At 76.2% G+C, this 14,452-nt stretch carries 2 protein-coding genes; both read left to right on the forward strand.

Going from position 1 to position 14,452, the window contains the following annotated elements:
- A partial coding sequence (locus AB0H28_RS29690; RefSeq protein WP_358047343.1) for a type I polyketide synthase occupies window positions 1-5,104 on the forward strand: 5,104 nt, incomplete at its 5' end.
- Window positions 5,105-5,138: 34 nt separating this feature from the next.
- A partial coding sequence (locus tag AB0H28_RS29695; protein WP_358047346.1) for an SDR family NAD(P)-dependent oxidoreductase occupies window positions 5,139-14,452 on the forward strand: 9,314 nt, incomplete at its 3' end.

Here is a 14,452-nt window from a genome sequence, read left to right on the forward strand (position 1 = left end):
CGTGGTGCCGATCAGCTTGGACCTGGCCGGCTACCGCACCGGTGACGTCGAGGTCCCGGCGCTGCTGCGGGCCCTGGTCCGACCGGCCCTGCGCCGGGCCGGCGACGCCGCACCGGACACCGACACCTTCGCCAGCCGGCTCGCCGCCCTGCCCGCGTCCGCCCGACACCGGTTCGTGCTCGACACCGTCGTCAGCCACGCGGCCGCGGTGCTGGGCCACGAACCCGCCGAGGCGATGAGCCCGAACCAGGCGTTCAAGACGCTCGGCTTCGACTCGCTCACCTCGGTCGAGTTGCGCAACCGGCTGCGGACGGCCACCTGCGTGCTGCTGCCCGCGACGCTGGTCTTCGACTACCCCACACCGGCGGCGCTCGCCGGCTTCCTGCTGGAGCGGCTCACCGGGGAGAGCCACGACGGTGCGGGCGTGCGCGCGACCACACCGAGCGTCGACGTCGAGGACGACGCGATCGTGCTTGTCGGCATGGGCTGCCGGCTGCCGGGCGGGGTGTCGTCGCCGGAGCAGCTGTGGGACGTGGTGGCCGGCGGCCGTGACGCGATCAGCGGGTTCCCGGTGGATCGGGGTTGGGACCTGGCGAACCTGTACGACCCGGATCCGGACCGTCCCGGCACGACCTACGTGCGTGAGGGTGGTTTCGTCGACGCCGCCGCCGAGTTCGACGCCCGCCTGTTCGGCATCTCCCCCCGCGAAGCCCTCGCCATGGACCCCCAGCAACGACTGCTGCTGGAAGTGTCCTGGGAGGCGCTGGAGCGCGCCGGCATCTCACCCGACTCGCTGCGCGGCTCGGCGACGGGCGTGTTCGTCGGGGGTGCCTCCTCGACCTACGGGCTCGGCGTGGAGCTGCCCGACGGCGTCGAGGGACACCTGCTGACCGGCTCGGTCACCAGCGTCATGTCCGGCCGGGTCGCCTACCAGTTCGGGCTCGAAGGCCCGGCGGTGACCATCGACACCGCGTGCTCCTCCTCGCTGGTCGCCCTGCACCTGGCCGCGCAGGCGCTGCGCGCCGGGGAGTGCGACCTTGCCCTGGCCGGGGGCGTCACGGTCCTCACCAACCCGGGCATCTTCACCTCGTTCGCCCGCCAGCGCGGGCTGGCCGCGGACGCGCGGTGCAAGCCGTTCGCGGCGGCCGCCGACGGTACGAGCATGGGCGAGGGCGCCGGCGTGCTGGTGGTGGAGCGGTTGTCCGACGCCCGCCGGCACGGGCACCGGATCCTCGCGGTGGTCCGTGGCAGCGCGGTCAATCAGGACGGCGCCTCCAACGGCCTCACCGCACCGAACGGCCCGGCCCAGCAGAAGGTGATCCGGCAGGCCCTCGCCGGCGCCGGTCTGAGCGCCGCCGACGTCGACGTGGTCGAGGCGCACGGCACCGGCACGAAGCTGGGCGACCCGATCGAGGCGCAGGCGTTGCTCGCCACCTACGGGCAGGACCGGGACCGGCCGCTGTGGCTCGGCTCGGTCAAGTCCAACATCGGGCACACCCAGGCCGCGGCCGGCGTCGCCGGGATCATCAAGATGGTCATGGCGTTGCGACACCAGGAGCTACCGGCCTCGCTGCACGTCGACGAGCCGACCCCCGAGGTCGACTGGTCCACCGGAGCCGTCCGGCTGCTGACCGAGGCCCGACCCTGGGACACCACCGACGACCGGCCACGACGCTTCGCCGTCTCCTCGTTCGGCATCAGCGGCACCAACGCCCACGCCATCTTCGAAGCGCCGCGCGCCGACGCCGTTCCGGCAGCCGCGCCACCGGCCGACGGCCCGCTGCCGTGGACGCTGTCCGCGCAGAGCCCCGACGCGCTGCGGGCGCAGGCCACCCGGCTGCGCGACCTGCTCGACCGGGAACCGCGGCTCGACCCGGCCGACGTCGGGGCCGCGCTCGCCGCGACCCGGGCCACCCTCGGCCACCGCGCCGTCCTGACCGCCACCGAACGCGACGGGTACGCCGCCGCGCTCGACGCGCTCGTGACCGGCACCCCGACCCCGGGGCTGGTGACCGGCACCGCCCAGGACCGTCGCACCGCGTTCCTGTTCACCGGGCAGGGCGCCCAGCGGATCGGCATGGGCGCCGGACTGGCCGCCCGGTTCCCGGTGTTCGCCGAGACGTTCGACGAGATCTGCGGGCGGTTCGACGGGCTGCGGGACGCGCTCACGTCGGAGGAGATCCACCGCACCGTCCACGCCCAGGCTGCCCTGTTCGCGGTCGAGGTGGCGCTGCACCGGCTCCTGGAGAGCTGGGGGATCACCCCCGACTTCCTGCTCGGGCACTCGATCGGGGAGATCGCCGCGGCGCACGTCGCCGGGGTGCTCGACCTGGACGACGCGGTGACCCTGGTGGCCGCCCGCGGCCGGCTCATGCAGGCGCTGCCGGCCGGCGGCGCGATGCTCGCGGTCCAGGCCCCGGAGACCGAGGTCCGTCCGATGCTCCCGGAGGGCGTGGACATCGCCGCCGTCAACGGCCCGACGTCGATCGTCGTCGCCGGCCCCGCCGAGGCGATCGACGCCCTGGCGGACCGGTTCGCCAGGACGACCCGGCTGACCGTGTCGCACGCGTTCCACTCGGCCCTGATGGAGCCGATGCTGGCCGAGTTCGCCGAGGTGGCCGGCGGCCTGACGTACCGGCGTCCGCTGATCCCGATCGTGTCCGGCCTCACCGGAGAGCCGGTCGACGGATACTCGGCCGACTACTGGGTGCGGCACGCCCGGGAGACGGTCCGCTTCGCCGACGGCGTCGGGTGGCTCCAGGACCACGCGGTCACCGCGTTCGTCGAGATCGGGCCGGACGGCGTCCTCGCCGCCATGCTGCCGGCGTGCCTGCGGGCGCCGGCCGGCGGCGAACTCGCCCCGGTCGTCGTGGCCACCCAACGGCGCGACCGCGACGAGGCCGAGACGCTGACCCGGGCCGCCGGCCGGTTGTCCGCCGAGGGCGCCGCGGTGCGCTGGGACGCCTGGTACCCGGGCGGCGCGCGCCGGGTCGACCTGCCCACGTACGCGTTCCAGCGGGAGCGGTTCTGGCTCGCCGACCGGGCCGCCCGCCCGGCCGACGACGGCGCCGCCGAACGGCACTTCTGGGACGCGGTGGCCGGCGGCGACCTCGACACGATCGCCGCCGACCTGGACCTCGACGCCGGCGCCCCGTCCCGGGAGGCGCTCGGCAGCGTGCTGCCGGCACTGTCGAACTGGCACCGCCGGCAGCGGGACCAGGCGGCCGTGCTCGACCTGCGGCACGCCGTGCGGTGGGAGCCGCTGGACCGCGCCGCCGTGGCGCCGGCGACCGGGCCGTGGCTGGTGATCGCCGCGCCGGGCGACGAGCCGCCGCTGCACGACATGGTGCCGGTCCGCGACGCGGCGACCCGCACCGACCTGGCTGTCGCCCTGCGGGCCGCGGCCGACGGATGCGCCCCCGCCGGGGTGCTGTGGGCGCCGCCCGCCGGGCTCGCCGACGCGGCCGCCCGGACCCTCACCGTGCTCCAGGCCCTGGACGACTCCGGCATCGGCGTGCCGCTGTGGTGCCTGACCCGCGCCGCCGTGCAGACCGGCGCCGACCCGGACGTGGACGTCGCGCACGCGCAGATCTGGGGCTTCGGCCGGGCCGCCGCGCTGGACCGGCCGCAGACCTGGGGTGGGCTGATCGACGGCCCGGCCCGCTGGACCGACCGCAGCCGCGCCGACCTGGCGCGGGTGCTCGGCGGCGACGAGGACCAGGTCGCGCTGCGCGACGGCGGCGCGTCGGGCCGCCGGCTCACCCGGGCCGCCGCGCCGTCCGCCGCCCGGTCGCCGTGGCGCCCGACCGGCACCGTGGTCGTCACCGGCGGCACCGGCGCGCTCGGCGCCGAGGTCGCCACCTGGCTCGCCGCGCGGGGCGCGGAGCACCTGCTCCTGCTCAGCCGCCGCGGACCGGACGCGCCCGGAGCGGCCGAGCTGACCGCCGGCCTGCTCGCCGGCGGCACCCAGGTGACGGTTGCCGCCTGCGACGTCGCCGACCGGGCCGCGCTCGCGGCGGTGCTCGCCGCCGTCCCGGCGGACCGGCCGGTCACCGGCGTCGTGCACACCGCCGGCGTCGACACCGGCCAGACGCTCGACACCGCCACCGAGGACCACATGGCGAGCGTGCTGCGCGCCAAGGTGGACGGCGCCCGCCACCTCGACGAGTTGCTCGCCGACGCGCCGCTGGACGCGTTCGTGCTGTTCTCGTCGATCGCCGGGATCTGGGGCAGCGGCCACCAGGCGGCGTACAGCGCGGCCAACGCCGCCCTCGACGCGCTCGCCGAGCGGCGCCGGCTGCGGGGCCGTACCGCGACCGCTGTCGCCTGGGGACCCTGGGCGGGCACCGGCATGGCGGCCACCGAGGAGGCGTCGGCGTTCCTGCGCCGCCGCGGGCTGCGGCCGATGCCGGCCCGGTCGGCGCTGACCGCGCTGGGCCACGCCGTCGACCACGACGAGACCTGCGTGACGGTTGCCGACGTCGACTGGACGCCGTTCCTGGCCGCCTTCACCGCCATGCGGCCCAGCCCGCTGATGCGCGCGGTGGCACCCGCGCCGGACGCCGTGGACGTGCCGGAGCCGACCGCACCGGTCACCGGGGAGCTGCGCAACCGACTCGCCGGCCTCCCGGCCGCCGACCGCTACCGGGTGCTGGCCGACCTCGTCTGCCGCACCGCCGCGGACAGCCTCGGCTACCCCACCGGCGCCGGCGTCGAGGAGAACCGCAGCTTCAAGGAACTCGGCTTCGACTCGCTGACCGCCGTCGAGTTCCGCAACCGGCTGAACGCGGTGACGGCGCTCACCCTGCCCATCTCCCTCGTGTTCGACCACCCGACCCCGGTCGCCGCCGCGGCCTACCTGGAGCGCGAGCTGTGCGTCGGGGCGGCCGGCGGCCCGGACGAGCAGGAGAACGCGCTGCGGGCCGCGCTGGCGACCGTGCCGATCGCCCGCCTGCGCGACGCCGGCGTGCTCGACGTGCTGCTGCGCGTCGCCGGGCTGGCCGCCGACGACGACCCGGCCGGCTCCGGGCCGGCGGGCGAGCAGATCGACGACCTCGACGTCGACGCGCTGATCCAGATCGCGCTCGAGAACGACAACGACTGATGCAGCTGACCCTGGGTAACGGTGGGAGATCCTGATGAGCGACCGCGCCGAGAAGACCGTCGAAGCGCTGCGCGCTTCGTTGAAGGAGATCGAACGCCTGCGTCAGCAGAACCGGGACCTGGTGAGCGCGGCACGTGAGCCCATCGCGATCGTCGGCATGGGCTGCCGGCTGCCGGGCGGGGTGACCGACCCGGCCGGGCTCTGGCAGCTCGTCGCGGAGGGCCGGGACGCGATCGGGGGCTTCCCGGTCAACCGCGGCTGGGACGAGATCCCGGACGCCGCGGACGCGCCGCCGTACGCCAGGCAGGGTGGTTTCGTCCACGACGCCGACGCCTTCGACGCGGGCCTGTTCGGCATCAGCCCCCGCGAAGCCGTCGCGATGGACCCGCAGCAGCGGTTGATCCTCGAATCGGCGTGGGAGACGGTGGAACGGGCCGGCATCGACCCGCTGTCGCTGCGCGGCAGCCGCACCGGTGTCTTCGTGGGCGCCTCCGCCTCCTGGTACGGGGCCGGCGCCGCGGCCAGCCAGACCGAGGGGCACCTGCTCACCGGCACCGCCAACAGCGTGATCTCCGGTCGGATCGCCTACACGCTCGGCCTGGAGGGCCCGGCCGTCACCGTCGACACGGCCTGCTCGTCGTCGCTCGTCGCGCTGCACCTGGCCGCCCAGGCCCTGCGGCAGGGCGAGTGCACGCTGGCCGTCGTCGGCGGGGTCACCGTCATCCCCGGCCCGGCCGTGTTCGCCGAGTTCGCCCGGCAGGGCGGCCTGGCCGGCGACGGTCGCTGCAAGTCGTTCGCCGCCGGCGCGGACGGGACCGGCTGGTCCGAAGGCGCCGCCGTGCTGGTGGTCGAGCGGCTCAGCGACGCCCGCCGGCTCGGGCACGACGTGCTCGCGGTGGTGCGCGGCAGCGCGGTCAACTCCGACGGCGCGTCGAACGGTCTCACCGCCCCCAACGGGCCCGCGCAGGAACGGGTGATCCGGCAGGCGCTCGCCGCCGCCCGACTGGTGCCCGACGACGTCGACGTGGTCGAGGGCCACGGCACCGGCACCACGCTCGGCGACCCGATCGAGGCGCACGCCCTGCACCTGACCTACGGCCGGGAGCGGACCACCGGACGCTCGCTCTGGCTGGGCTCGCTGAAGTCGAACATCGGGCACACCCAGGCCGCCTCCGGCCTCGCCGGCGTCATCAAGATGGTGCTGGCGATCCGGCACGGCGAACTGCCCCGGACCCTGCACGCGGACGTCCCGGACCCGAACATCGGGTGGGCGCCCGGCGGCGTCGAACTGCTCACCGAGGCCCGGCCGTGGCCGGTCACCGGTCAGCCGCGCCGCGCCGCGGTCTCCTCGTTCGGAATCAGCGGCACCAACGCCCACGCCATCATCGAGCAGGCGCCGCCGGACGAGCGTCCGGTCGCCGTGGCCGTCACCACGCCGCGGATCGTGCCGATCCCGCTCGCGGCCGGCTCCGACGCGGCGCTGCGCGCCCAGGCCGGCCGGCTGGCCGGCCTGCTCACCGCCGAACCGGCCGCCGACCTGCTCCCGGTGGGCCTCGCCGCGGCCACCACCCGGGCCGCGCTGGAGCACCGGGCCGTCGTGCTGGCCGGGGACCGCGCCGACGCGCTCGGCGCGCTCGACGCCCTGGCCCAGGGACGCCCGGACGCGAACCTGGTCCGCGAGACCGTGCACCCCGGCCGCACCGCCGTCCTGTTCACCGGGCAGGGCGCCCAGCGGCCCCGCATGGGCCGCGCGCTCGCCGAGGCGTTCCCGGTGTTCGCCGACGTGTTCGACGGCATCGTCGACCGGTTCGACGGGCTGCGCGCGGCGCTGGACTCCGACGAGATCCACCGGACCGTCCACGCCCAGGCCGGCCTGTTCGCCTACGAGGTCGCGCTGCACCGGCTGCTGCAAAGCTGGGGGATCACCCCCGACTTCCTGCTCGGCCACTCGATCGGGGAGATCGTCGCGGCCCACGTCGCCGGCGCGCTCGACCTCGACGACGCGGTGACCCTTGTCGCCGCCCGCGGTCGCCTCATGCAGGCGCTGCCGGCCGGCGGCGCGATGCTCGCGGTGCGCGCGTGCGAGGACACCGCGCGGGAGGCGATCGCCGGCACCGCCGTGGACGTCGCCGCGGTCAACGGCCCGACGTCGGTGGTGCTCTCCGGCCCGGCCGAGGCGATCGACGCGCTGGCGCCGCGATTCGACAAGGCGACCCGGCTGACCGTCTCGCACGCGTTCCACTCGGCGCTGATGGAGCCGATGCTCGCCGACTTCGCCGCCGCGATCGCGCACCTCGAGCACGCGCCCCCGCGTATCCCGATCGTGTCGAACCTGACCGGTGAGCCGGTGGCGGAGTTCACCGCCGAGCACTGGGTGCGGCACGTCCGGGAGGCGGTGCGCTTCGCCGACGGCATCGGGTGGCTGCGAGCCCAGGGCACCACCCGGTTCCTGGAGGCCGGCCCGGACGCGGTGCTCACCGCGATGACCCGGCTCTGCCTCGACGGCGCACCGGCGGTGGTCGCCCCGACCGCCCGGCGCGACCACGACGAGGTGCACACGGTGCTCGGCGCCGCCGGCCGCCTGCACGCGCACGGCGCGGCGGTGGACTGGCGGGCCCTGTTCGCCGACTGGGGTGGCACCCCGGCCGCGCTGTCCACCTATCCGTTCCAGCGGGAGCACTACTGGCTCGGCGCCGCCCCGGCCGGGGTGGCGGACCTGCGCCACCGCGTCACCTGGGAACCGGTCGACCTCGACCCGGGCACGCTCGACGGCACCTGGCTGCTGGCCGGCGAGGACGAGGAGATCGCTGCCGCGCTGCGACTCGGCGGGGCCACGGTGTCCCCGTTCCCCCTCGGCGACCAGCCGGACCGTACCGACGTCGCCACCCGCCTGCGCGCGCTCGGCGACGTCGCGGGCGTCGTCGTCGCGGGCGCCGCGGACCCCGCGGTGATCGCGCTGCTCGCCGCGACCCGCGACGCCGGGATCACCGGCCGGCTGTGGTGCGTGACCCGCGGCGCCGTCGCCGCGGGCCCGCACGACGCCGTCGCCGACCCCGACGCGGCGCGGCTGTGGGGCCTCGGCCGGGTCGCCGCCCTGGAAGCGCCCGACCGGTGGGGCGGCCTCGTCGACCTGGCCGCCGACGGCACCGACCAGCTCGCCGGCGTGCTGGCCCAGACTCGCGAGGACCAGGTCGCCCTGCGGGCCGGCGGGCCGCTCGGCCGCCGTCTGGTGGCGGCCGGCGAGCCCGGCCCGGGCGCCGCCTGGCAGCCGCGCGGCACGGTGCTGGTCACCGGTGGCACCGGCGGCCTCGGCGGGCACGTGGCCCGCTGGCTGGCCGAGCGCGGCACCCCGCACATCATGCTGCTGTCCCGGCGCGGCCCGGACGCGCCCGGCGTCGCCGAGCGGGTGGCCGAGCTGACCGCCCACGGCAGCCGGGTGTCGGTGGTGGCCTGCGACGTCGCCGACGGCGACGCCCTCGCCGCCGTCCTCGCCGCGGTGCCCGCGGACCTCCCGGTCACCGGCGTGATCCACACCGCCGGCGCGATCGACGCCACCGCCCTCGACGAGGTCACCCCGGCCGGGTACGCGGCGGTGCTGCGCGCCAAGGTGGACGGCGCGGCGCACCTCGACCGGCTGCTCGCCGACGCCGACCTCGACGTCTTCGTGCTGTTCTCCAGCATCTCCGGAATCTGGGGCAGCGGCGGCCAGGCCGCCTACAGCGCCGCCAACGCCTACCTGGACGCCCTCGCCGCCCGCCGCCGGCAGCAGGGCCGGGCGGCGACCGCGGTGGCCTGGGGACCGTGGGCCGGCGCCGGCATGATCACCGCCGACGACGCCGAGACCTACCTGCGCCGCCGGGGCCTGCGGCCACTGGCGCCGCGCCGGGCGGTCGCGGCGCTCGCCCACGCGGTCGACCACGGCGAGGGACAGATCGTGGTGGCCGACGTCGACTGGGACCGGTTCCAGCCGGCGTTCGTCGCCGGCCGCCCGTCGGCGCTGTTCCCCGCCCGCCCGCCCGCCCCCGGGACCGCACCCCGGGCGTCCGCCGACGACGCCCTGCGCCGCCGGCTGCGGGCCGCCGACGAACCCGAGCGGCTCCGGCTGGTCCTGACGCTCGTGCGCGCCGAGGTGGCCGCCGTGCTCGGGTACGCGGACCCGGCGGCGGTCGAGCCGAACCGCCCGTTCAAGGCGCTCGGCTTCGACTCGCTGACCGCTGTCGAGCTGCGCGACCGGCTCAACACCGCGACCGCGCTGACCCTGCCGGCCAGCCTCGTCTACGACTATCCGAACCCGGCCGCGCTGGCCGCCCACCTCACCGCGGAACTCCTCGGCACGGCCGGCGACCCCGCCGTCACCGTCGTCGAGCAGGCGGCCGGCTCCGACGACCCGATCGCCATCGTGGGCATCAGCTGCCGGTACGCCGGCGGCATCCGTACCCCGGAGGACCTGTGGCGGCTGGTGGCCGCCGGCGGGGACGGGGTCTCCGAGTTCCCCGCCGACCGGGGGTGGGACCTGGCCGGGCTCTACCACCCGGACCCCGACCACAGCGGCACCTCGTACACCCGGCACGGCGGGTTCATCAGCGACGTCGCCGACTTCGACGCCGGCCTGTTCGGCATCTCGCCGCGCGAGGCGCTGGCCATGGACCCGCAGCAGCGGCTGCTGCTGGAGACCAGTTGGGAGGCGTTCGAGCGGGCCCGGATCGACCCCGCCTCGCTGCGCGGCAGCCGGACCGGCGTGTTCATCGGCTCGAACAGCCAGGACTACCTGGCCCTGCTCGTCGCCGGGGACGGCGACGCGGAGGGCTACGTCGCCACCGGCAGCGCGGCGAGCGTGGTGTCCGGCCGGGTCGCCTACTCGTTCGGCCTGGAAGGTCCCGCCGTCACTGTCGACACCGCCTGCTCGTCGTCCCTGGTCGCGATCCACCTGGCCGCGCAGGCGCTGCGGGCCGGGGAGTGCACGCTGGCGCTCACCGGCGGCGTCGCGCTGATGTCGACGCCGACGATCTTCACCGAGTTCTCCCGCCAGCGCGGGCTGTCGGCCGACGGCCGGTGCAAGGCGTTCGCGGACGCGGCCGACGGCACCGGCTGGGGCGAGGGCGTCGGCCTGCTCCTGCTGGAACGGCTCTCCGACGCCGAACGCGCCGGCCACGAGGTGCTGGCCGTGCTGCGCGGCAGCGCCACGAACCAGGACGGCGCCTCGAACGGGCTGACCGCCCCCAACGGGCCGTCGCAGCAGCGGGTGATCCGGCAGGCGCTGGCCAACGCGCGGCTCGAACCGGCCGACGTGGACGCGGTCGAGGCGCACGGCACCGGCACCCGCCTCGGTGACCCGATCGAGGCGCAGGCGTTGCTGGCCACCTACGGCCAGGACCGCGAGCAGCCGCTGTGGTTGGGCTCGATCAAGTCGAACATCGGGCACACCCAGGCCGCGTCCGGCGTCGCCGGCATCATCAAGATGGTGATGGCCCTGCGGCACCGCAGTCTGCCGGCCACGCTGCACGTCGACGCCCCGTCGTCGAAGGTCGACTGGTCCACCGGGGAGGTGCGGCTGCTGACCGAGCCCCGGCAGTGGCCCGCCGAGGCCGGCCGGGTCCGGCGTGCCGGCGTGTCCTCGTTCGGGATGAGTGGCACCAACGCCCACGTCATCATCGAGGAGGCCCCCGAACCGGCGCCGGCGGCGACGGCGGAGGGCCCGGCGACAGTGCCGTGGATCCTGTCCGCCCGCTCGGCGGCGGCGCTCGCCGGGCAGGCCCGGAAGCTGGCCGAGTTCGCCGCCGCCCGGCCGGATCTGGACGTGGCCGCCGTCGCCCGGGCGCTCGCCACCACCCGGGCGAGCCTGGCCCACCGGGCCGTGGTCGTCGGCGGCACCGCCGACGAGCTGGTCGCCGACCTGGCGACCGTGCCGGCGGGCCCACCGGCGGCGGACGGCGACGGCGCCGTGGTGCTGGTCTTCCCCGGGCAGGGCAGCCAGTGGCTCGGGATGGCCGCGGCGCTGCTGGACGAGTCGCCGGTGTTCGCCGCGCGGATCGCCGAGTGCGCGGCGGCGCTGCACCCGTTCGTGGACTGGAACCTGCTGGACGTCCTGCGGTCGGACGACGACGGCTGGATGGCGCGGGTCGACGTGGTGCAGCCGGTGCTGTGGGCCGTGATGGTGTCGCTGGCCGCGCTCTGGCAGTCCCTCGGGGTCCCGATCGCCGGGGTGGTCGGCCACTCGCAGGGCGAGATCGCGGCGGCCGTGGTCGCCGGCATCCTCACCCTGCCGGACGGCGCCCGGGTGGTGGCGGTGCGCTCGCGGGCGCTGCGCGCGATCGCCGGCACCGGCGGCATGCTGGCGGTCGCCGCCGACCCGCAGACGGCGGCGACCCTGATCGAGGGCGTCGCGGGCGTGTCGGTCGCGGCGACCAACGGCCCGGCGTCGGTGGTGCTCTCCGGCGACGTGGCCGGCGTGGACGCCGTCGAGGCCCGGTGCGCGCAGCAGGGGGTGTGGTGCCGGCGGGTGCCGGTGGACTACGCCTCGCACAGTGCGCACGTCGACGGCCTGCGGGCGGAGCTGCTGGCCGCGTTCGACGGGCTGACCCCGCGGGCGGGCACGGTGCCGTTGCACTCGACGGTGACCGGCGAGCGGGTCGACCCGGCTGAGCTGGACGCGGGGTACTGGTTCGAGAACCTGCGCCGGCCGGTGCGCTTCGACGACGTCGTGGCCGGGCTGGTCGCCGCCGGGCATCGGCTGTTCGTGGAGGCCAGCCCGCACCCGGTGCTCACGGCGGGGATCGACGAACGCGGCGGCGCGGCGATCGGGTCGCTGCGCCGGGACGCCGGCGACCTGGCCCAGATGGTGCGCTCCGCAGGTGAGCTGTGGCAGCGGGGCGGCCACGTGGACTGGTCGACGCTGACCGGCGACGGCCCGCCCGGCGAACTGCCGACGTACGCGTTCGACCGGCAGCGGTTCTGGCCCACGGCGACCGTGCGCGGCGGCGACGCGACCGCGATCGGCCTCGCCGAGGTTCGCCATCCCCTGCTCGGCGCCGGCGTGGTGCTGGCCGACGGGGACGGCGTCGTGCTGTCCGGGCGCTGGACGCTCGCGGCGCTGCCGTGGCTCGCCGACCACGCGGTCGCCGGCCGGATCGTCGTGCCCGGCACCGCGTTCGTCGAGCTTGCCTGGCAGGCATGTCTGGCCGTCGGCGCGGCGGCGGTACGCGATCTCTCGCTGCACGCGCCGCTGGCGCTGAACGCAGACGGTGGCGTGTCGGTGCAGGTCCGCGTCGGCGCGCCCGAGACGGACGGCGACCGTACGGTCCGGGTGTTCTCGCGTTCCGGCGGCGACCACCCGCTGGACACCGGCGACGACTGGATCTGCCACGCGTCGGGCGTGATCGGCGCGGCCGGCCCGACCACCCCCGCGGATCCGCCGACCTGGCCGCCGGCCGGGGCGGTGGCCGTCGACGTGGACGGGTTCTACCGGGCCGGCGCCGACGCCGGGTACGGCTACGGCCCCGCCTTCCGCGGGCTGCGGCGTGCCTGGCGGGCCGGCGACGACGTGTACGCCGAGGTCGAGCTGCCCGAGTCGGTAGATCCGGGAGCGTACGGCGTGCATCCGGCGCTGCTCGACGCGGCGCTGCACGGGATCGGGCTCGGCGGACCGGTCGGTGGCGGGTCCGGGCCGATGCTGCCGTTCTCGTGGTCCGGAGTCCGCCTCTTCGCCCGCGGCGCGTCGACGCTGCGGGTGCGGCTCACCCCGGCCGACGACGATGGCGTGACGGTCCGGCTGGCCGACGCGGCCGGTGCGCCGGTGGCGTCGATCGACCGTCTTGTGCTTCGCGCCTGGGACGGCACGCCGACGCCGGACGCCGGCATCCGGGCGGCGTTGCTGCGGGTCGACTGGTCGCCGCTGCGCGACGCGGTGCCGGTGGACGTGCCGGCCGAGGTGTGGCGGGTGGGCGAGCCGGACGTCGCGGTGGCGTTGGCACACGTGCAGGGCTGGCTGGCGTCGAGCGTCGACGGGGTGCTCGTGGTCGTGCTGCCCGGCGCGGTGCCGGCCGGCGGCGCGGCCGTCGACCCGTACGCGGCTGGGGTGTGGGGTTTGTTGCGGTCGGCGCAGTCGGAGAATCCGGGTCGGATCGTGCTCGTCGACGGTGACGGCGAGGACGGGTTCCTGCGCGGGTTGGCCGGGTTGGATGAGCCGCAGGTGGCGGTGCGCGGTTCCATGGTGTTCGTGCCGCGGCTGGTGCGGGCGTTGCCGTCGTCGACGCTTGTGGTGCCGGATGTCGCGGCGTGGCGGCTGGACGTGGTGGGCGGGTCGTCGTTGGATCGCCTGGCGTTGGTGCCGGCCGACGACGCGCTGGCGCCGTTGGCCCCGGGTCAGGTGCGGGTGTCGATGCGTGCCGCCGGCGTCAACTTCCGCGACGTGCTGATGACCCTGGGCCTCTACCCGGAGCCGGCCCGGATGGGCTCCGAGGGTGCCGGCGTCGTGGTGGAGGTGGCCCCGGACGTCACCGATGTGAAGCCCGGCGACCGGGTCTTCGGCTCGTTCGTGGGCGCCTTCGGCCCGGTGGCGGTGACGGATCACCGCTTGCTGTCGCCGATGCCGGTCGGCTGGTCGTTCGCGCAGGCGGCGTCGGTGTCGACGGCGTACGTGACGGCGTTCTACGGGTTGCGCGACGTGGCCGGTCTGCGGGCGGGGGAGCGGCTGCTGGTGCACGCCGGCGCGGGCGGCGTGGGCATGGCGGCGGTGCGGTTGGCGCGGGCGTGGGGGGTGGAGGTGTTCGCTACCGCGTCGCCGGGGAAGTGGGACGTGTTGCGGGGTCTGGGTCTGGACGACGCACACATCGCGTCGTCACGGGACACGGGGTTCGAGGCGAGGTTCGGCACGGTGGATGTGGTGTTGAACTCGCTGGCGGGTGAGTTCGTCGACGCGTCGTTGCGGATGCTTGGCGACGGTGGCCGGTTCGTGGAGATGGGCAAGGCCGACGTCCGCGACGCCGACGAACCGGCCGCGCGGGGCGTCGCGTACTCCGTCTTCGACCTGACCCGGATCGGCGTCGACCGGATCGCCGCGATCCAGGCCGAGGTGGTGGACCTGGTCGAACGCGAGGCGGTCGCCCTGCTGCCGGTGCGGGTGTGGGATGTGCGGGATGCGGCGGAGGCGTTCCGGTTCATGTCGCAGGGTCGACACGTGGGCAAGATCGTCTTGACGATCCCGTCGGCGCCGTCGGGCACTGTTCTGCTGACCGGTGGCACGGGCGTTCTCGGCGGGTTGTTCGCGGAGCATCTGGTCAGCGCCCATGGCGTGCGGGATCTGGTGTTGGTGTCGCGTCGTGGTCCGGCCGCGCCGGGCGCGGGCGAGCT

Source organism: Micromonospora sp. NPDC050980, assembly GCF_040653835.1.
In the GTDB taxonomy this organism is placed as follows: domain Bacteria; phylum Actinomycetota; class Actinomycetes; order Mycobacteriales; family Micromonosporaceae; genus Micromonospora.